Here is a 19,382-nt window from a genome sequence, read left to right on the forward strand (position 1 = left end):
GCGCGCTATGAACGCGTAACGAACCCCGCCCAGCAGCCGCCAACGACCGTGCATCGAAGCTGACTGATCGGGCGGCGAACGGAATGCGAAGGCCCGCCCAGGGCGGAGCGAACTACAAGCGCGAAAAAGCCCGCCGATGGCGGGCTTTTGCAGCGACATCGTTCGCTCAGCGGCGGCAGCCGCTCGAGCGACGGCCTCAGCTCTCAGCGGCGAGGGCCGAACAAATCGAACAGGCGGCTCAGCAACGTCGGCTCGAATACGGCGACATCGACGCTAGCAGGCGCGACCGGCACGTCGGCGAGATTCACGCGGATCTCGTCTTCACCGCGTGGCTTGGAGAAGTCGAACGTTTGCCTGACCGGACACTCGGGTTGCGCGGCGGGAGCGCGGGATGTCGCCGGCGCGGAGCTGCGACGAACCTGGGGTTGGGCGGGACTGGCAGCGCTCATCGAATCCTCCATACAACGACGCATCAAGAAACCGTCCGCAGACTAGAGCAAGCCAAAGCGACGCCCTGTGAGCCAAATCACGTTCGCATCGGTGAATGGCTGGCTCACGACAAATGCGCCGACCTCGACTGCTCACCAATGGAGCAACGCGGCTTTATGTCGAGCGCCTGTCGCCGACCGCAGACGGCAAACCATCTTGCACGCAGCCGAGAAATAAAGAACGTTCTCACCCGTGCAGAGAAGGACGAATCGCACAGGCGACTCGGTCCGTTTCACCGCCAGACCCTCCGCATCCGATTCTTCTGCAAACCCGAATCGAAGGAAAAGCGCTTGTCTCGCCTTCAGCAAATCGCAATCGTCGCCGCCTCGCTGCTCGCAGCCGCCTGTTCGAAACAAAAACCGGCCACGACTCCCAGCATTCCGCTGGTGGAGCAACGCGCCGCCGACCCAGCCCCGACAGCAACCACAGATGAGTTGCGCAGCTCCTTCGCGCCGCGCGGGATCGCGGCAAGCTATCGCGCGACATTCAGTGAAGGGCAGATTCAAAGCCTGGAGGAAACCCGCGAGAGCACCTCGCAAACAGGCACCTACGAATTCCGTGGCGCGCGACTCACGAGATATCGAGGCGCGGCGCTCAATTCGAACGAGGACATCGAGTTGGAATTCGACTTGCAAGGAAAAGTGCTCACCGCCCGCGCCGGCAACAGGGAAGTGAGCGCCGAGGAAATCAGTGCGATTCGCGACCGCGCCCAATCGCTGCGAAGTCACGCCGTAGCCCAGCACGGCGTGCGAGGGCACGAAGCGAACTAATCCGGCCGCAACGGCAGACGAATCTCGACGCGCAACCCACCATTGGCCGCGTTCTGCGCACGCACCTGGCCTTGGTACAAGCCAACCACGCGCGCCGTAATCGCAAGCCCGATACCAGTGCCCCCGGAATCGCGATCGCGCGACTCAGCCACGCGATAGAACGGCTCGAAGATGTGAGCCAACTCCGCCTCGGGCACGCCCGGCCCGTGATCCTCGATCACAATGACGGCGTCGCGATGCTCGCGGGTCAAACAAACCGATACTGCCGAGCCGGGCCTGGTGAAACGCACCGCGTTGCGCAGCACGTTTTCGATAGCGCTGCGCATGAGATCGTGATCGCCGTTGAGCCACAGGCTTTCACCCGGCGACCAATCGACATTCTTGTCGGCGGCGCTCGCTTCCAGACGCGCGTCCTCGACCACCTCGGTCAACAACGTGGTGACATCGATGGGCTCGCTGGGCAACGTCGGCTTGGCGGCGCGCAGCTGCGACAGCTGCAGTATCTGACCGATCAGCGTATCCAGTCGCTCGGCCTCCAGATCGATCCGATCCAGCTGTTTGACCATGTCCGCTTGTGGCCGACGCGCCAGGCCGGAGGCGACCCGCAGACGGGCCAACGGGGAACGCAACTCGTGGGACATCGCCCGCAACAGATCTTCCCTCGACGCAATCAGCGTGCGGATGTGCTCCGCCATCGCGTCGAAGTCACGCGCCAGGACGCCCAGCTCGTCGCGACGACTGGAAAACTCCTCGCCGACTCGCGCCTCGAGATTGCCGGCGGCCAGCGAACGTGCGCTGGACTGCAATCGCTCCAGCGGTTTGCTGATGTAGTGCGCCAGCCACCAACACACCAGTCCACTGATGACCAGCGCGAACGCGAACACGACCAGTCGCACATCCGACGCCTGCAACGGACTCAGCGGATAGCTGCGTCCGATCATCACCGTGTACACGGTGCCGTCGCGATCGGTGAACAACGGGGTGAGCAACAGAGGATCGTCGCGACCGCTGGGCGGCGGCTCGCGCCCGAAGAAGCCCGCGTCCTTCAAACGGTTTGCGTAGCTGCGATAGGTCGGCGGCAGAGGTCGCTGCAAAATATCCTGCCCGTCCGGGCGCACCACATAGATATCCCGGCCCGGATAGCGTTCTTCGGCGTGCTCGATCCACTTGTAGAGCTCGGTCATGCCGCCGACCAGCAGCCGATTCGAGGCCTCCGAAGCGAGCTGCCGAATATCGGGCGAGGCCGCCTGATCGCGCTGAAAGCGATACCACGCCACCGCCGCCGTGGTGGCGAGCACGAGCAAGGTCGCCACCCAGAACGACAGAAAGATACGAAGGAACAGCGAGCGCACGACTATTCAGGCCAAAGCGCCGGCGATCAGACTCTGGACTCGGCGCGCGCTTCGCCGGTGGCGATCAAGACATAGCCCGCGCCACGGATGCTGCGAATTTCGGGCAAGCCGTTTTCACCCAGCCCCAACTTACGGCGCAAATTGCTCACGTGCGTATCGATGCTGCGGTCGTAAGGAGTGAGGCGTCGGCCCAGCACGCGCTCGGTCAGCGACTCGCGCGACTGCACTTGTCCCACCGCTCGCATCAGCACTTCCAGCAGACGCAGCTCGGTGCCGGTGAGGCGCACCGACTGACCCGACAATGTGACTTCGAATGTCGCCGGGTCGAGGCGCAACGGACCGACGCTAACCGGATGCGCCGGCGTATCGGCATCGCGCGGCGAGAAGCGACGGAGCACTGCGCGCACGCGAGCCACCAGCTCGCGAGGATTGAAGGGTTTGGACAGGTAATCGTCGGCGCCCAATTCCAGCCCCACGATCCGATCCACGTCGGCGCCGTGCGCCGTCAACATGATGACTGGCACGGACAGGCTATGTCGCAGGCGACGCAGGACTTCGAAGCCGCTCAGCGAAGGCAGCATCACGTCCAGGATCACCAGGTCAAAGGGGTGCGAATCGGCGGTCAGGCGCTCCAGCGCCTCGGCGCCATCGCGCACGATCGACACCTGGAAACCCTCGCCGGAGAGGTATTCGGTGAGCATCTGACCGAGCTCGCGGTCGTCGTCGACGATCAGTACGGAGGCAGGCAAAGTCATGGTTCGGTCCATAGGGTCGGTCCCCGGCGCTGCGCCTGGACCATGGCATATCGAAAGCGCATCGGTTGCGAAGTTTCGTCAAGTTTACGCAGTGCGCGGCACAACCGCAGGCGGCGGGCTCGTTTGGCGCAGGCCCGTCGCTGCATTTCCTGGCGCGCCGGCGGATGTCCGAGATTCTCCGGGCGAGCGTACCCCCGCACGATGCGCTACGCGCCGCCGGAACCGCATTTCAAGGCTCCGCGTTGAGTTCGGGCCGAAGTGATAGACACGCAACGTCGATCAATGAGGAGAGGCTCATGAGCAGATTGATTGCATTTGTGGCAGCGGCCCTGTTGTCGGTCACGGCCTTCGCCGGCGACAACAAGGACAAAAAGGACCACTCGATGAATTCCTCCGCCGTCACCTTCGATTCGCTGGACAAGAACGGCGATGCTCAGCTCAGCAAGACCGAAGCGGCCGCCGACAAGGCGCTGGCCGACAGCTTTGCCGCCGCGGACAGCAACGGCGACGGCTATCTGAGCAAGACCGAGTTCACCGCCCGGCAGAAGAGCTGAGCGGGCGCCAACGTTTGTCCAACGTTTGTTGATGACGGGCCCCATCGCATGCCGCAGAGGCGGCCGCGGTGGGGCCTCGTCGTCTCTGCTACCCTAGAGACATGGCCGTACCCTGGTTACAAATCGTTCAGCTGGTGCCCTCGATCGTCGAGGTGTCTCGCGAGCTGCTGAAGCGCACCAAGCGCATGCCCGAACCGCAGGACATGCCGGTCCCGGAAAACGTCGACCAGCTGGCGCAGCGGGTCTTGACCCTGGAAGACAACGAGCGTCGTCAGGCCGAGCTGGTCAATCAAATGGCCCAGCAAATGTCCAACCTGACGCGGGCCCTGACGGCCCTGCATCGTCAGGTGCTGTGGTTGGGGGGTACGGCGGTGGTGGCCATCGTGGTCGCGATCGTTGCCATCGGCATGGCCGCCACACAATAGCGGAGGAGCTCGAATCGGCTCACTTTGGGGCGGCCTGATACAGCGGCAACACTCGCGGCACGTTCTTCTCAAGATCTCGAATACGCGACTCGCCCGAAGGGTGCGTGCTCAGGAATTCCGGCGGACCGCCGCCGCCCGCCTTGGACATCTTTTGCCACAGCGTGATGGCGGCATTCGGGTCGTAACCGGCGCGCGCTATGAGTTCCAGGCCGATGCGATCGGCTTCCGCTTCCTGCTCGCGACTGTGCGGCAACGTAAACGTCACAGCGGAAACCTGGCTGGCGATTTGCATGGTCGATTGCTCGGCGCCCGTCGCCACAGCGACACCGGCGAGCACCAGCTGTTCGGCGTATGCACGTGACAAACGTTCGCGTGAATGTTCGCGCAGCGCATGCGCGATTTCGTGGCCGATCACCGCGGCGAGCTCGGCGTCAGTCGGCTTGATGACGTCGATCAGACCGGTGTAGACCATGATCTTGCCGCCAGGCATGCAGTACGCATTCACGTCTTCGGAGCTCTGCACGTTGACTTCCCAAGCCCAGGCGGTGGCGTCGGGGCGAAACACCTTGGTCTGCGGGATCAGGCGCTGCGAAATCTTCTGCACCCGATCGTAACTCTGCTTGTCCGCGTTCAACGCGCCGGCCGCGCGCGCCTTGTTGATTTCCTGGTCGTAAGCGGCCTTGGCGCCTTCGTCGACCTTCTCCGCCGACACCGCCATCATTTGTTTTCGATCGACGCCGACGGCGCCGGGCGCCGTGGTCTGCACGCTCTGGCACGCGGTGACCAGCACCGCGACCGCGGCAACGAACAAGGCACGAATGCGCATGGGTTCCTCCTTACACGTGCAATGTTTCTATTGCTTGGGTGGTTCCGGGTTGCCGACGCTCACGTAGCGCGCCAGGCGCTGCAGCTGGCCGCCGAGCACCTCATCGACGATGGGCGCCCAGTCCGCCAGCGGCCGGTCGGCGAAGCCGCCGACATTATATGTAAACGTGATCCGCGAACCGCCCGCGGCCGACTCGATTTGCCAGGTCATCACGCCGGTAATGCCGAATTCCTGCAGCGGCCCGAGCGCGCCGTTGATGCGCAAGGTCTTGGCAGGCATCGCATACACCACGTTGCCGTGCTCGATGCCGGCGTACAGGCCGAGCTTTTCACAGAAGCAGCCGCGCACGAACGGCTCGAGCGTGAGATTGCGAGCGTCGCCCGAGTAGGTGTGCTCGGGGTCCCACCATTTGGCGACATCGGCCAGCGCCGCCCAGATGATCGGCGGCGCGACGTTGGGCGTCTCGGCAGTGTGGCGCAGATTGAAACCGCTCGGTCCGGCGCTGACGATTTCGGCCCGCGCGGCAGCGGCGCCGAGCAGGGCCGCCACCACAGCGATCGGAGCGACGATCGCGGCAACCCTTCGGGCGACCATCGAAGTCAGGCAAGCTCGCATGTTGTTTCCTCTTCCAGCACCCGCTGCGGGCGGCGCATGGTAATCCGGCGCGGCGAAGGATGGTAACCTAGCGGCCATGAGCAAGAAAAAAGCCCGAGGCGCCTCCAGGGCGGCCGACGCCGGCGTGCCCGAGGCGCACGTGCAGACCCCCACGGTGAGCGAGCAGGACGCCCGACAGGCCGTCGCAACGTTGTTGCGCTGGGCCGGGGAGGATCCAATGCGGGAAGGCCTGCGAGACACGCCCAAGCGCGTCGTGACTGCGTATCGCGACTGGTTCTCCGGCTATCTCAGCGATCCCGCCGACTATCTGCGCCGCACGTTCGAAGAAGTCGAAGGCTACGATGAGATGATCGTCCTGCGCGACATCGAATTCGAATCCCATTGCGAGCATCACATGGCGCCCATCATCGGCAAAGCACACGTGGGCTACCTGCCGACCAACAAAGTGGTGGGCATCAGCAAGCTGGCCCGCGTGGTCGACGGCTATGCGCGCCGCTTCCAGGTGCAGGAGAAGCTCACTGCACAGATCGCCCGATGCATCAACGACGTGCTCAAGCCCCGTGGCGTGGGTGTCGTGATCGATGCCGTCCATCAGTGCATGACGACGCGCGGCGTGCACAAGCGTGGTGTCTCCATGATCACCAGTAAAATGCTCGGCGACTTCCGCGAGGATGCACGAACGCGCAACGAGTTCCTGCGCTTCATCGACATCGCCAACGGCTGAGCGCGCCGAGATCGCGGAGCAGTCGCGCGCGATAGATTTAACACTTGTGCTCGCGCGCTCGGGGACTCCCGCAAATTGTCGGCGGAGGACCACACCAGCGCACACGAGTGTGACGAAGTTCTCGTTGGCACTTTCGTCACAGTTCTAGCATCCCGATCCGGTGGCATTGCCTTCGTGATACGACGAAGGTCGGATTCAGAGGTCAGGATGTGAATGCAGTAGCCGACACGACGATGCAGGAGCCGCAAGGTCGCCCCGTTCGCGCGCGCGCCGAGCACATCTCCATCGAAGCAGGCCACGACGACGTCCTGCCGAATGCGAAAAAGCGCCCCCACCGCAAGGCCCGACTGAATTACGCCCTGACCAGCAAACTGCGCGGCTGCGACACGCAGCTGGCGCTGCTCGACGATCATTTCCTGTCGGTACACCTGACGCGGCCGGACAGCGAGCCTAAGAAGTACGATTTCGATCTGCGTTTCGCCAATGCCAAGCCGATGATCGTGCGGCACATCGCCTGGTTCTGGCTGGCGCTGGCGATCAGCCTGGCGGGACTGGCGACGTGCGCACTGTGGATGTTGTGGCCGCAGACTGCGGCGGAGTGGCTCAGTCCCGTGCTGATCACGGCACTGGCCGCGCTGCTGGCGGCGGCGGGATCGGTGCTGATGTTTCTACGTCGCACCACCGAATCGTTGGAATTTACCAGCGTTCACGGTGGTGTAACGCTGGTGAGCGTGACTGGCGCGATCGGCAGCGCGCGCGAAGGCAAGAAGTTCTTCGTCGAGCTCATCAAGAGCATCAATGCGGCCAAAGCGGCGCGCCCGCAGCCGCCGCAACAGTTCCTGCGCGATGAGATGCGAGAGCATCATCGCCTGCGCGAGCTCGGTGTCCTGTCTGAAGCTCAGTACGAAACCAGCAAGTCGCGCATCCTGGCCGCGCATTAGTCTGTTGCGCTCTGTGTGAATCGCTCGACGTCGATCTCGGCGCGTAACGGCAAATGATCGGACGCGCGCTTGGCCAGCGGCGTGTTGTGAACTGCCACCGAGACGAGGGCCTGCACGGGCCGCACCCAGATGCGCGTCAGCGCGAGAAACGGCCAGAACGAGGGGAACTCGGGCGGCGCCAACGCCTGACCCAGGATCTTGTGCGCATCTCGCAACGTGCCCGCGCGAGGAAACCACTCGTTCATATCGCCGAGCACTACGGTCGGATGCTCCGGCGGCGAAGTCGAGACTGCATCGAGCAGCTGCCGCCATTGAAAGCGGCGTTCCGACCGGCTCAGCCCCAGATGAGTCGCGATCACGCGCAATGCGCGACCGCCGACATCCAACTCGACGTCCAGCGCGCCGCGCGGCTCCAACCATTTGCCGTAACTCAGATCGTGACGATGCACACTGAGCACTGGGAAGCGCGTCAGCAGCGCGTTGCCGTACTCGCCACTGTGTCGCACGATGCGCAAGCCCGGGATGGCCGCCATGTCCATGGTTTCGGAAAGGTATTCGAGCTGCTGCGAATCGTCTTCCTCGCCCGGCTCGTTATCGACTTCCTGCAACGCATAGATATCGCAGTCGAGCTCCTTGAGCACGTTGGCGATGCGCAGCGGCGAGCAGCGTCGGTCCAATCCAATGCAGCTGTGGATGTTGTAAGAACCGATCGATATGCGGCGCACGCCGGGCGCCGGCGGCGATTCAACCGCTTCGACCGGAACTTCGGTCTTAGACAGGACGCGTGTCGCGGACGCCATGTCGCGAAGGGTTTGCCGCCGACGACAGCAGCCAGCGCCGCACGTACCAGGTCGCTCCGCCAAGCAGGAACAGCACAAAGGCGATCGCCCAATAGTTGATGCGCGCAGGGTCGTCGAGCCACGCCGACAGCTGATCGCCGAACACTGTCGACGTGAGCGTGCCTGGCAGGATGCCGATCGCCGTCCCTAGCAGAAACTCCCACATCCGCATGCGAATCGCGCCGGCCACCACGCCCTCCACGGCGAACGGCGCCAATGGCACGAGTCGCAACGCCGTCATCGCGAGCAAGCCGCGACGACGCAACACTTGCAGAATTTTGTCCAGCTTGGCGCCGGCCATGCGACGCACCGTGCCCGGCTCGAGCCGCTTGCCCGCCACATACGTGGTCCACGCCGCCACCTGGATGCCGCTCATGGCGATGATGAATCCCCAGATCGGTCCGTAGGCGATCACCGCAAATAAAGTGATCAACGGTCGAGGAAACATCACGTACGACGCCGGCGTGTACGCGAGCAGCGTCAGCAGCGGCACCCACCAGGTCTTGCCCACTTCGCGCGCCCAGCCGGTGATGCGATTGCCGTCGAGATATTCCGCCAGCGGGGTGAATTGCCACACGGCCGTCAAGGCGATCAAACCCACTGCGATGGCCGCAAGCTTGCCCCAGGAGGGTCCGGTCGGCACCAGCTCGTCCGGTTGTTCCGAAGTATCGGTGATGAACGCTCTGCCGTGTTGGTCCGCCATGCTGGACTCGTCCCCGGAAGAGAAGATCTGCGCAAGGCCGCTCAGTTCCACCGGCTTTTCCGGATCGGCGACGCTGATGACGTTCAACAGGGTTTCGGGGATTTGCGGCAGGTCCGTCAGCGGTTTGAGCGTGCGATCGTCACGCTGCAGCCGATCGATCGCGTCCCGCATGTTGCCGGTGGCAGCGATCGCCTCGCCCACCTGCGTCACTTCGAAGCCAAGATGCTCGGCCAGCAGCAACGAGCGCAGCTCGCGGATCTGCTGCTGCACGTCTTTCCGGCCCCGCGCCTCGATCGTCAGATCGCACTCGGTGTCCAGGCCCATGGAGCGATTGGCCAGGTTCGCCGAGCCGATGCGCACGATGTCGTCGTCGATCACCATCATCTTGGAATGGACGTCGATGCAGGTGCCCTCCTTCAACCCGGCAATGAACGGATAGAAGGCCCGGAACCGCTTGTAACGGTCCGCCGCTCGCAGTTTCTGCACCAGCCGTGTGCGCAAGGTCTGCATGGTCAGCTCTTCCAGCCAGCCATGACTCAGCTCCCGCAGCACCACGATGATCTCGGGGCCGTCGGGCTCGGCAAGACGCGCCGCCAGCGCATCACCGATTTTGTCCGCCGTGAAATATTGATTCTCGATATAAATGCTGTGTTTGGCCGCAGCCACCATATCGAGATACAGCGCCTCGATTTCTTTGACACCGTCGTTGTCGTTGATCGCGGGCTCGGTGCGAGCGATGCCGACGGCTACGTCGGTGACATTCGCCACCAGCGACTGCGGCCAGCGCGATGTTTTCATCTCCTCCGCCGCGGCTCGGCGGCGAAACACGCGTCGCTGCGCGGCCGGTGGCTGCAACACCTCGCCGGTCGCTCGGCGCCAGCGCTCGCGAACCAGATCGCCCAACGCGCGAGCGGCGTCGCCTTCGACCGCCATCATCAAATCGTGAAAGGGCGGGTACGCCGTGCCCTTGAGATGTCGATGCTGGTTCTCGGGCGAATGCTCGTTGGTGTCCCAACGTCGGCAGGTCAGATCGATGCCGCCGTTGAACGCCACGGCGTCGTCGATGACCACGATCTTCTGATGATGCGAGCCACCGATGGGATGCGTGTTGTCGTAACGAAAATGCACGCGTCGATGCGGTTGCCAGCCCAGACCGTAGAACGGCGCCCACTCGCGGTCCAGGCCGAAAATCATCGGGTAGTCCCAGATCAGCACATGAATGTGCAGATGGCGATTCCGGCGCGCCAGATCGTTCAAAAAATCGCCCAGCTCCAGCTCGCAGTCGTCGGCGTGGCGACACATCAGCCGCGTGCGACTGTGGAAGTCCCAGCCAGTGATCAGAATGGAGCGTTTGGCCTTGCGCGCCGCTTCTACGAACGCCCTGAAGTAATTGTCGCCATCGACCAGAAATGCCGCGCGTTGCGCTTTTTCCACGCGCCAGCAATTGCGGCCGGGCTGGAACAAGGAAGCAGGGGCGTGAGGCGCGGACATGACTGGGTTTGCAAAATTGGCAAACGAGGTGATGTCGGCGAAACGCTCGCAGCGAGCGGCCGGTTCCCCAGCCGCTGCCCAACTCGCAAAGCGTGATTGTCGGTTATCAATAACCGCGCGTTACGTCGACGACCGACAACATCCTGTCGCCGGCCACGTAACGACGCACGTTCTCTCCAACCACTTGCAGTTGTGCGTCCTGCCCGAGATCCGAACTGCTGGAGATGTGCGGAGTGATGATGACGTTCGGCGCCTTCCACAGCGGATGACCGGCCGGCAAGGGCTCCGGATCGGTCACGTCCAGCGCGGCGCCCGCAATCTTGTTGCTCTCGAGCGCAGCGATCAGATCGGACGTGACGACGCTGCCACCGCGCGCAACGTTGATCAGATATGCAGTGGGCTTCATCTTGCCGAACAGCTCGGCATTGAAGATTCCCTTGGTTTCGGGTGTGAGCGGCGCGGTGTTCACGATGAAGTCGGCTTCACTCGCCAGCTTGTGCAGTTCGTCGGGCAGGCCGACATAACTGACGAAGTCCGGCCCGGTGCGGCCGCTGGCGCGCGTGGCTGTGACTTTCATTCCAAGTGCATGCGCACGCTTTGCCACCTCGGTGCCGATGCCGCCCAGGCCTACCACCAACAGGGTCTTGCCTTCGACCACGGCCATGCGGCCTGCGCGCAGACCGGGCGCCCATTCACCACGCCTTTGCGCGGGAATGAACAAATGCAGACCGCGAGTGAACGCCAGCATCATCGCGATCGCATGTTCGGCAATGATCGGACCGGTGATCCGTTGCATGTTGGTGACCAGAATGTTTCGTTCCCTGATGGCTGGCACGGACACGCAGTTCTCGACGCCGGCGGTCACGAGCTGGATCCATTGAATGGACTTGGCCGCGCTGAGCAGGTCGGCGCTGCAGACACCGATCGCGGCGTCGATGCTCGCGAGCTTGGCTCTCGCTTCCGGTGTGCCGGCCTGAATGAACTCGACCCCCGGGGCTGCCGATTGCAGCGCCGGACCGGCCTGTGCAGCGATACCGGCGAGCAGAATACGCTTGGGCTTGCGCCAGCCCTTGCGATCCTTCACCGGCGTCTCGTCCTGTTGCAGACCGAAGTGTTCGATGACGTCGGCGGCGGAGTTTTCCCCAGCGGTGGCGGAAGCCGCCAGCAGAGCACCGAGACAGGCGCCGATCAGCAGCGCGCGAAATTCCATCCAGCGATCTCCACTCGACTCAGGCGACGCCGTATTGGTTGAACCATGCCAGCATTTTCTGCCAGGCGTCCCTGGCGTCGGCTTCCACATAGGAAGGCCGATAATCGGCAAGGAAGGCGTGAGGCGCATTCGGGTACACGACGATCTCCGCATCGACTTTGGCTTTCTTGAGCGCCGTGCGCATTTGCTCGACCGTATCGAGCGGGATGCCCTGGTCCTTGCCGCCATACAAGCCGAGCACCGGCGCATTCAGATCGGCGGCGATGTTGACCGGATGTTTGGGCTGGTTCTCGGTGACATTGCCAACCAGCCGACCGTACCAGGCCGCGCCCGCCTTGAGCTGCTGGCTGTGCTCGGCGTATAGCCACACGATCCGGCCGCCCCAGCAGAATCCGGTGATGCCGAGCTTGGCGACGTCGCCCTTGCCGGACTCCTGCGCGAAGTTCACCGTCGCATCCAGATCCGCCATGACCTGCGCATCGGGCACCTGGGCCACGATCGGCAGAATCTGGTCGATGGACTTGAGCTTGGAAACATCGCCCTGGCGGAAGTACAGCTCGGGCGCGATGGCGTAATAGCCGGCCTTGGCGAAACGCCGGCAAATATCCTTGATGTGCTCGTGCACGCCGAAAATTTCCTGAACCACCAGCACCACTGGGAACGGCCCGCCCTTGGCAGGCATGGCGCGATAGCCTAGCAGCGTTTCCTCGCCCACCTTGATCTTCACATCGCTCGTGTCGATGCCCCTGGTGTCGGTGATGACGGTGGCGGCGCCGATCGGCTGCACCGCCAGTGCAAATCCCGCCGCGGCGAGCCCGCTGACCATCATGTGCCGGCGATTCAGCTCCATGCGCGAGAACACGTTGGCGATATCGGTCTGCAGATCCCGGTTCATGGCGCCCCCTAAATTACAATGAAGCTGCGGCCTTGCCGCGTTCATGAAGCGACCGAGTGTAGCGACGCGCTCGCCGCCTGCAAAGAATGAACCCGTTAAGGCAGGTGAATGCGACCTCCGTGTCGGTCGCGCGAACCATGGACGACAGTAAAAAATTCGTGACCGTCGAGCGCGCCGCATCGCGCGCCATCGACGCTGCGCGATTGACTGCGCAATGACTCGCCTTGCAATGGCAATAGCTCTGATTTGCTTGAAAACAAGCCATTCACGTCTGTCTGTTCATGTCTCGTGTTGGCTCGGTCGGTGCAAGTTTGCATGTTGACAGCGTTAGTCATTTGGCCCATGGTGCCCTCGTTCGGAAACCAAGGATCGTTACGCATCGAGGCGCAGCCGCGAGCGACGAATACGGCGCGAACTTCGATGCCTGCTCAGGGGGTCGTGACATGGACGGACGACTTGGGTCCCAGAGACCCGCAACGGCGCTGAAACCTCGCACCCACGCCGGATCGCGTGAGGGACCGCGAGGACGCTAGCGCTTCCATTTTCTTTCAGCATTCCTCGACTGCCCACCTGTGCGTGGGCGCCGACCACGTGCGCTCGTCTGTTACGGACTGGCGCGTGCGGACGTCTTTTGCCGCCGATCAGGGAGGACCTCATGTTTTGCTCATCAGTGTCGAATCGCGAGCTCATTGCGCCAGCGCGCGTGTTTCGCTGGCTGTTTGTGATATTGCTGGTCTGTTGTTCCGGAGCCATACCGAAAGCCTTCGCTCAAGCCGCCGGCTGCCAGGTCACGTACACCAAGAGTTGGGAAGGCGGCAACGGCTTCGGCGCCAACATCGCCATCCTGAACACCGGCCCCGCCATCGCCAATGGCTGGACCTTGCAATTCTCATTCACCAACGGCGAGCGCATCCAGAACGGCTGGCCGGTGAACTTCTCTCAACCCGCAGGCAGCGCGCAGGTGACGGTGTCCAGCAACGCATCCTGGAATCAAAGCATCGGCAGCGGTGCGACCTTCACCGCGGGTTTCAACGGAATCTCGACTGGCACGACCGGAACACCGACCGGCTTCACGCTGAACGGCACGGCTTGCAACGGTGATGGCGGTCCTGGCCCTGGCCCGACGCCTTCGATCAGCGCGACCCCAAGCTCGCTGACTGTGGCAGGCGGAGCGAGCGTCACGTCGAATCTGCGACTCAGCGCCGCGCCTACCAGCAGCGGCGTGACCGTCGCCCTCACCCGATCGGGAAGCACAGCGATCACGGCGTCGCCGACCTCGATCACATTCAACAGCAGCAATTGGCAGAGCGGTGTGAATGTGACTTTCAGCGCCGCGGCTGGCACAACCAGCGCCACCTCGACCTTCACCGCCGCCGCCAGCGGATATAACTCGGCAACGATCTCAGTCGCGCGCAGCACCGGCCCGGTGACGGGTCGCGTCGACAATCCCTATGTCGGCGCTGGCGTTTATAACAATCCACAATGGCGCGCGAATGCAGCCGCGCATGGTGGCAGCGCCATCGCCATGCAGCCGACCGGCGTGTGGATGGATCGCATCAGCGCCATCACCGGCAATAACAGCCCCACCACGGGCACCATGGGATTGGCCGATCACCTGGACGAAGCGGTGGCGCAGGATCAAGCCAACGGCTCCACGCCCATGGTCATTCAGATCGTGATCTACAACCTGCCGGGCCGCGACTGCGCCGCCCTCGCCTCCAACGGCGAGCTCGGACCCAACGATCTGCCGCGCTACAAAGCGGAATATGTCGATGTGATCGCCGGCATCCTGCGGCGCCCGGCGTACGCCAACCTGCGCATCGTGCTGATCATCGAAATCGACTCGTTGCCCAACCTGGTGACCAACGTCACCAGCCGCCCGACCGGCACCGCGATGTGCGACACGATGCTGCAGAATCGAGGCTACGTCGACGGCGTCGGCTACGCGCTCGCAACCTTCGGCGCCATCCCGAATGTTTATAACTATGTCGACGCCGGTCATCACGGCTGGCTCGGCTGGGACACCAACTTCGGCCCGTCCGTGGACATCATGCGGACCGCCGCGACCGCCTCCGGCAGCACGCTGGCGAACGTGCACGGCTTCATCACCAACACCGCCAATACCTCGGCGCTGCAGGAGCCGTATATCACTGTCGACAACACTACGCGTCCGTCGACCTGGATTGACTGGAATCAATTCAATGACGAGCTGACGTACGCGCAGGCATTCCGTCAGCGTGCCGTCCAGGCCGGCTTCGACGCCAACATCGGCATGCTGATCGACACCTCGCGCAACGGCTGGGGCGGACCGAATCGCCCGACCGGCCCGAGCAACGCGTCCGATCTCAACACTCGCATCGACGCATCGCGCATCGACCGACGCATCCACAAAGGCAACTGGTGCAATCCCAGCGGCGCCGGATTGGGCGAGCGTCCGCGAGCGGCGCCGGCTCCCGGCATCGACGCGTATGTCTGGATCAAGCCGCCCGGGGAGTCGGATGGCGCGAGCCGCGAGATTCCGAACGACGAAGGCAAGGGCTTCGACCGCATGTGCGATCCGACATACGGCGGCAACCCTCGCAACAACAACAACATGACCGGCGCGAAGCCGAATGCGCCGCTGTCCGGTCACTGGTTCCCAGAGCAATTCCAGGAGCTGTTGCAGAACGCCTATCCACCTCTGTAACAGGACGAACCGCGGGAGCCGGCGCCGCCTCGCGCGCCGGCTCTCGCCTGGAGCAAACGTTTCGGGCGAGGCACGGGACTTCAGCAGTTCAACGGAGGATGTATGAAGCTCGATTCGTTACGGACCATGCTGCTGGCCGCGCTGCTGCTCGTCATGAGCGGCGCTCACGGCCATGGCCTCATCCAGGACCCGCCGTCGCGCAACTGGTTCTGCGGCGCCATCACCAAACCCGATCAAGTGGCGAACGGGACTGCGCAATATCCCGTCTGCGGCGATGCCTTCAACGCGCCAGGCATCGATCCCAACGCTGGTTACAACTTCATGAGCGTGCTCACGCACACCACCGGCCGCTCGGGCGTCGGCCCGCGACAGAACGTCTGCGGGTTCAACTCGGAAAGTTGGAATGGCGCCGCAACGCCGTGGGATCAGTCGATCAACTGGCCGACGGTGCCCATGTCCGCGGGACAGAAAACATTCACCTGGAACATCTCGTGGGGCCCGCACTTCTCGGACACCGAAGAGTTCCGCTACTGGATCACCAAGCCGGGCTTTCAGTACCAGGTGGGCCGCCCGCTGTCCTTCAGCGATTTCGAGGACCAGCCGTTCTGCACGCTCACTTATAACGACGCGAACCCGAATGCCAACCCCAATGTGATTCCCAACCCCGGCGCGGCGACGTTCCAGACTCGTTGCAATGTGCCGTCGCGGACCGGTCGCCATGTGATCTACGCCGAATGGGGCCGCAACCAGTGGACCTATGAACGGTTCCACGGCTGCATCGATGCGATGTTCCAGGGCGGCAACGGACCCACGCTGGATGCGCAGATCGCGCTCAGCCCCGATGTGGCCGAGTTCGAAGGCAGCGGCTCCATCACGCTCGACGGCCGCGGCTCCACCGGCTCGAACCTGAGCTATCAATGGACGGTGGACTCGCAGAACCCATCGCTCTACACCCTGACCAACGCGAACCAGTCGGTCGCGACCCTCACATTGGGCGCTCCGCAAGCATCGTCGAATGTCACCGTCTCGCTGGTCGTATCGGGCGGCGGGTCTTCCGATAGCGCGACGCGCACGTTCGTGCATCGCCCGGCGAACACAGCGTCGCAATGGTTCGATCTGGGGCCGCTCACCGCAGAGTCGCGCGCGCTGACGGTTGGCGATCGCGTTTCTGTTCGCACTGTGACGACGAGCGGTCAGGATGCGTACTGGCCGACGACGCCGCTGACGATTACCGCAAGTAATGCAGCCGCTACCGCGTGGCCATTGGCGCTGGCGCAGGCCGTCAATGCGGGCAACGGCGCGGTGCGCATCGGCGCGCTCAACGCACAGAACCAAGTCGTGCCTCAGCAAAGCGCCACAGCGAATCGAGTGTTCGCGCAGAATTCCGCCGGCATCACAAGTGCGTTCCTGCAAGTCACTCCGGGTGATACGGGTACAGGCAATGGCGGCTTGACGGTCACGCCAGCCGTCGCCTCTGCAAGCGCGTACTACAACGAGCTGCATCTGCGCTTCGCCAATACGGCGCCCGTTACTGCGTTGTCCGCCACGATCGTGGTGCAGAGGACCACCGGCGTGAGCTACAGCGGCCAGTACAACACGCTCGGCAGTCAAGTTCAGCAGAGCAATTCGAGCACGTCTTCGGCGATCACGTATCAATACACGCTCGCTCCGGGACAGACGCTCAGTGCTGGAACGAATCGCACGCTCGCCGCGCAATTCGGTGGCACGGGCACCGCCCATCCGACCACGGGTGACACCTACACGGTGACGTACACCAGCGGTGGCACCCAGTACACCCAAACCGGCACGTTCTGAAGCAGCAACACGGAGGTCGATCATGCTTCGTTCATTTGTTCATCCAAGGTCAGCGGCCACAGCGCTGCCGGCGGCAGGGCCTCGGCCCCCGTCGTCCGCGCAGGCGGTGCGCTGGATTCTCACATTCATCACCCTGTTCGTCTGTTACCTAGTGATGGCCTCTGGCGCATTCGCGCAGAATGCCAGTTGCTCGGTGACTTACACCAAGAGTTGGGAAGGCGGCACCGGCTTCGGCGCCAACATCGCCATCACCAACACCGGCGCGGCCATCACCAATGGCTGGACGTTGAGGTTTAACTTCGTAAACGGCGAGCGCATCCAGAACGGTTGGCCGGTGACTTTCACCCAACCGGCGGGCAGCTCGCAGGTCACGGTGGCGAGCAACGCGTCTTGGAATCAAAGTATCGCCAGCGGCGCGACGTTTACCGCTGGCTTCAACGGCACCTCCACGGGCACGACTTCAACGCCGACCGGGTTCACGTTGAACGGCACCGCTTGCACGGGTGACGGACCTGGCCCCGGGCCGACGCCGTCGATCAGCGCGACTCCGAGCACGCTGTCGTTGGCCGGTGGTGCGACTGGCACGTCTTCGATCCGCTTGAGCGCCGCGCCCACCAGCTCGGTGACTGTGACACTCACGCGTTCGGGCAGCACCGCGATCGCGCACTCGCCCACCAGCGTCACGCTCAACAGCTCGAACTGGAGCACGGGCGTGAATGTGACTTTCACCGCAGCCGCGGGCACCACTGCCGCGACCTCGACGTTCACGGCCGCCGCTTCCGGCTATAACTCCGCGTCGATCTCTGTTTCGCGGACGACGTCCAATCCCGGCGGCGCGGTGTTCCGAGTCGATCCCAGCGGCAGAATCACCAAGAACGGCCAGGTCTTCCCGGTGCGCTGTGGCTCCTGGTTCGGCCTCGAAGGTCGGCACGAGCCTTCCGACGATCCGACCAATCCCAGCGGCGCGCCCATGGAGCTGTACATGGGCAACACCTTCTGGGCCAATGGCAACTCTGGCACGGGCCGCACCATTCAACAGACCATGACCGAGATCACCGGCATGGGCATCAACGTGGTGCGCCTGCCGGTCGTGCCGCAGACGCTGGATGCAAACAATCCTCAAGGTCGCGAGCCATACCTGAAGAATCATCCTTCGGTGCGCGTGCCCAACTCGCGGCAGGCGCTGGAGGAGTTCATCCGGCTGGCGGATCAGAACAACATCGAAGTGATGCTGGACGTACATTCGTGTTCGAACTACATCGGCTGGCGCGCCGGCCGCCTGGATGCGCGCCCACCTTGGGTCGATGCGACTCGCGACAACTACGACTTCACCCGCGAGAACTACTCGTGCGCGGCGAGTGGCAATCCGAGCACTGTGACGACCACGCATCCGTACAACCAGACGATGTGGCTCGACAACCTGCGGACCCTGGCCGGTCTCGGCACGCAGCTGGGCGTCGATAACATCATCGGCATCGATATTTTCAACGAGCCGCACGACTACACCTGGGCGCAATGGAAATCGCTCACCGAAGCCGCGTATCAGGCGATCAACGCCGTGAACCCCAACACGCTGCTGTTCGTTCAGGGCATCGGCACGGTGGCCGGCACGCAGGACGGCACGCCCGACACCACCACTGACGTGCCACACGGCGCGGCCTCTTCCAATCCAAACTGGGGCGAGAACCTGTTCGAAGCAGGCACCAATCCCATCAACATTCCCAAGGAACGCCTGGTGTTCTCGCCGCACACTTACGGCCCGTCGGTGTTCGTGCAGCGGATGTTCATGGATCCGGCGCAGCCTCAGTGCGCTGGCCTGGAAGGCGACGCAGCCGGCGATGCCAACTGCAACATCGTCATCAACCCGACGCAGCTGCGCGCCGGATGGGAAGAGCACTTCGGCTATCTCAAGGACCAGGGCTATGCCATCGTGGTCGGCGAGTTCGGCGGCAACCTGGATTGGCCACAAGGCCAGGCCAGCATCCGCGACCGCGACCGCTGGAGCCACATCACCCCGGGCGTCGATGCCCAGTGGCAGGATGCCTTCATCGACTACATGGTCGATAGAAACATCGAAGGCTGCTACTGGTCCATCAACCCCGAATCCGGCGACACCGCCGGCTGGTACGGCCACGCCTACGACCCGGTGTCGAACACCGCCGGTTGGGGTGAGTGGCGACCCTTCGATCAGCGCAAGACGAATCTGCTGAATCGGTTGTGGGGCCGGTGATAGGAGCTTGAAATTCCGGGGCTGGCTGCACCAGCCAGCCCCGGTGTCGAGACTGGTCGACT

Annotated in this window: 17 protein-coding genes; 8 read left to right on the plus strand and 9 right to left on the minus strand. The window is 63.4% G+C overall.

The features are described 5' to 3' along the window. Positions 1-203 precede the first annotated feature (203 nt). Positions 204-449 carry a hypothetical protein gene (locus JM946_RS02190; protein ID WP_203165496.1) on the minus strand — a complete coding sequence of 82 codons (246 nt, stop codon included), beginning with the start codon at positions 447-449 and terminating at the stop codon, positions 204-206. A gap of 330 nt (positions 450-779) precedes the next feature. On the opposite strand from JM946_RS02190, the gene JM946_RS02195 reads away from it, so the two are divergent. Then, positions 780-1,259: a hypothetical protein gene (locus JM946_RS02195; protein ID WP_203165497.1), complete on the plus strand. Its 480-nt coding sequence runs from the start codon at positions 780-782 to the stop codon at positions 1,257-1,259. Here the strand turns inward: JM946_RS02195 and JM946_RS02200 are convergent. Then, positions 1,256-2,611: an ATP-binding protein gene (locus JM946_RS02200; protein ID WP_203165498.1), complete on the minus strand. Its 1,356-nt coding sequence runs from the start codon at positions 2,609-2,611 to the stop codon at positions 1,256-1,258. The genes JM946_RS02195 and JM946_RS02200 overlap by 4 nt on opposite strands. A 26-nt stretch (positions 2,612-2,637) precedes the next feature. Further along, complete coding sequence (locus JM946_RS02205; RefSeq protein ID WP_203165499.1) at positions 2,638-3,366, minus strand: response regulator transcription factor; 729 nt, start codon at positions 3,364-3,366, stop codon at positions 2,638-2,640. Between the two features lie 296 nt (positions 3,367-3,662). Here JM946_RS02205 and JM946_RS02210 point away from each other — a divergent pair, with 296 nt between their 5' ends. Next, positions 3,663-3,920, plus strand: coding sequence for an EF-hand domain-containing protein (locus tag JM946_RS02210; protein ID WP_203165500.1), 258 nt, complete (start codon positions 3,663-3,665; stop codon positions 3,918-3,920). A 101-nt stretch (positions 3,921-4,021) separates the two neighbouring features. After that, a complete protein-coding gene (locus tag JM946_RS02215; protein WP_203165501.1) occupies positions 4,022-4,345 on the plus strand; it encodes a hypothetical protein in 324 nt (107 codons plus the stop codon). A gap of 19 nt (positions 4,346-4,364) precedes the next feature. Here JM946_RS02215 and JM946_RS02220 read toward each other — a convergent pair whose 3' ends face one another. Both JM946_RS02220 and JM946_RS02225 read right to left on the minus strand, forming a co-directional pair. Continuing rightward, positions 4,365-5,171: a M48 family metallopeptidase gene (locus JM946_RS02220; RefSeq protein ID WP_203165502.1), complete on the minus strand. Its 807-nt coding sequence runs from the start codon at positions 5,169-5,171 to the stop codon at positions 4,365-4,367. Positions 5,172-5,198: 27 nt separating this feature from the next. Then, entirely contained in the window at positions 5,199-5,786 is a 588-nt protein-coding gene (locus tag JM946_RS02225) for an SRPBCC family protein (RefSeq protein ID WP_203165503.1), read from the minus strand. Positions 5,787-5,862: 76 nt separating this feature from the next. On the opposite strand from JM946_RS02225, the gene folE reads away from it, so the two are divergent. Beyond that, a complete protein-coding gene (folE, locus tag JM946_RS02230; RefSeq protein ID WP_203165504.1) occupies positions 5,863-6,510 on the plus strand; it encodes a GTP cyclohydrolase I FolE in 648 nt (215 codons plus the stop codon). Positions 6,511-6,719: 209 nt separating this feature from the next. Continuing rightward, complete coding sequence (locus JM946_RS02235) at positions 6,720-7,451, plus strand: hypothetical protein (RefSeq protein ID WP_203165505.1); 732 nt, start codon at positions 6,720-6,722, stop codon at positions 7,449-7,451. Here the strand turns inward: JM946_RS02235 and JM946_RS02240 are convergent. From JM946_RS02240 to JM946_RS02255, 4 genes are all read right to left on the minus strand, one after another. Continuing rightward, positions 7,448-8,251, minus strand: a complete 804-nt coding sequence (locus tag JM946_RS02240; protein WP_203165506.1) for an endonuclease/exonuclease/phosphatase family protein — start codon at positions 8,249-8,251, stop codon at positions 7,448-7,450. The genes JM946_RS02235 and JM946_RS02240 overlap by 4 nt on opposite strands. Continuing rightward, positions 8,223-10,484 carry a VTT domain-containing protein gene (locus JM946_RS02245; RefSeq protein WP_203165507.1) on the minus strand — a complete coding sequence of 754 codons (2,262 nt, stop codon included), beginning with the start codon at positions 10,482-10,484 and terminating at the stop codon, positions 8,223-8,225. Before JM946_RS02245 ends, JM946_RS02240 begins: the two co-directional genes overlap by 29 nt. A 106-nt stretch (positions 10,485-10,590) precedes the next feature. Next, a complete protein-coding gene (locus JM946_RS02250; RefSeq protein ID WP_203165508.1) occupies positions 10,591-11,694 on the minus strand; it encodes a D-2-hydroxyacid dehydrogenase in 1,104 nt (367 codons plus the stop codon). A 19-nt stretch (positions 11,695-11,713) separates the two neighbouring features. After that, positions 11,714-12,589, minus strand: coding sequence for a dienelactone hydrolase family protein (locus tag JM946_RS02255; RefSeq protein WP_203165509.1), 876 nt, complete (start codon positions 12,587-12,589; stop codon positions 11,714-11,716). Positions 12,590-13,244: 655 nt separating this feature from the next. Between JM946_RS02255 and JM946_RS31165 the strand changes: the two genes are divergently transcribed. From JM946_RS31165 to JM946_RS02270, 3 genes are all read left to right on the plus strand, one after another. Continuing rightward, positions 13,245-15,275, plus strand: a complete 2,031-nt coding sequence (locus tag JM946_RS31165) for a glycoside hydrolase family 6 protein (RefSeq protein WP_218042556.1) — start codon at positions 13,245-13,247, stop codon at positions 15,273-15,275. A gap of 102 nt (positions 15,276-15,377) precedes the next feature. Beyond that, positions 15,378-17,090 (plus strand): lytic polysaccharide monooxygenase, encoded by a 1,713-nt coding sequence (locus JM946_RS02265; RefSeq protein WP_203165510.1) that lies wholly within the window; start codon positions 15,378-15,380, stop codon positions 17,088-17,090. 22 nt (positions 17,091-17,112) lie between these two features. Further along, positions 17,113-19,320: a cellulase family glycosylhydrolase gene (locus JM946_RS02270; protein WP_203165511.1), complete on the plus strand. Its 2,208-nt coding sequence runs from the start codon at positions 17,113-17,115 to the stop codon at positions 19,318-19,320. Positions 19,321-19,382: the final 62 nt, after the last annotated feature.

Source organism: Steroidobacter gossypii, from assembly GCF_016801985.1.
Taxonomy (GTDB): Bacteria; Pseudomonadota; Gammaproteobacteria; order Steroidobacterales; family Steroidobacteraceae; genus Steroidobacter; species Steroidobacter gossypii.

Excerpts from the sequence above, each read along its gene's own strand:
- JM946_RS02220 (WP_203165502.1), bottom strand. The coding sequence starts at position 5,171 with ATGCGCATTCGTGCCTTGTTCGTTGCCGCGGTCGCGGTGCTGGTCACC.
- JM946_RS02210 (WP_203165500.1), top strand. The coding sequence starts at position 3,663 with ATGAGCAGATTGATTGCATTTGTGGCAGCGGCCCTGTTGTCGGTCACG.
- JM946_RS02205 (WP_203165499.1), bottom strand. The coding sequence starts at position 3,366 with ATGACTTTGCCTGCCTCCGTACTGATCGTCGACGACGACCGCGAGCTC.
- JM946_RS02245 (WP_203165507.1), bottom strand. The coding sequence starts at position 10,484 with ATGTCCGCGCCTCACGCCCCTGCTTCCTTGTTCCAGCCCGGCCGCAAT.
- JM946_RS02265 (WP_203165510.1), top strand. The coding sequence starts at position 15,378 with ATGAAGCTCGATTCGTTACGGACCATGCTGCTGGCCGCGCTGCTGCTC.
- JM946_RS02270 (WP_203165511.1), top strand. The coding sequence starts at position 17,113 with ATGCTTCGTTCATTTGTTCATCCAAGGTCAGCGGCCACAGCGCTGCCG.
- JM946_RS02255 (WP_203165509.1), bottom strand. The coding sequence starts at position 12,589 with ATGAACCGGGATCTGCAGACCGATATCGCCAACGTGTTCTCGCGCATG.
- JM946_RS02215 (WP_203165501.1), top strand. The coding sequence starts at position 4,022 with ATGGCCGTACCCTGGTTACAAATCGTTCAGCTGGTGCCCTCGATCGTC.
- JM946_RS02225 (WP_203165503.1), bottom strand. The coding sequence starts at position 5,786 with ATGCGAGCTTGCCTGACTTCGATGGTCGCCCGAAGGGTTGCCGCGATC.
- JM946_RS02250 (WP_203165508.1), bottom strand. The coding sequence starts at position 11,694 with ATGGAATTTCGCGCGCTGCTGATCGGCGCCTGTCTCGGTGCTCTGCTG.
- JM946_RS31165 (WP_218042556.1), top strand. The coding sequence starts at position 13,245 with ATGTTTTGCTCATCAGTGTCGAATCGCGAGCTCATTGCGCCAGCGCGC.
- folE (WP_203165504.1), top strand. The coding sequence starts at position 5,863 with ATGAGCAAGAAAAAAGCCCGAGGCGCCTCCAGGGCGGCCGACGCCGGC.
- JM946_RS02190 (WP_203165496.1), bottom strand. The coding sequence starts at position 449 with ATGAGCGCTGCCAGTCCCGCCCAACCCCAGGTTCGTCGCAGCTCCGCG.
- JM946_RS02240 (WP_203165506.1), bottom strand. The coding sequence starts at position 8,251 with ATGGCGTCCGCGACACGCGTCCTGTCTAAGACCGAAGTTCCGGTCGAA.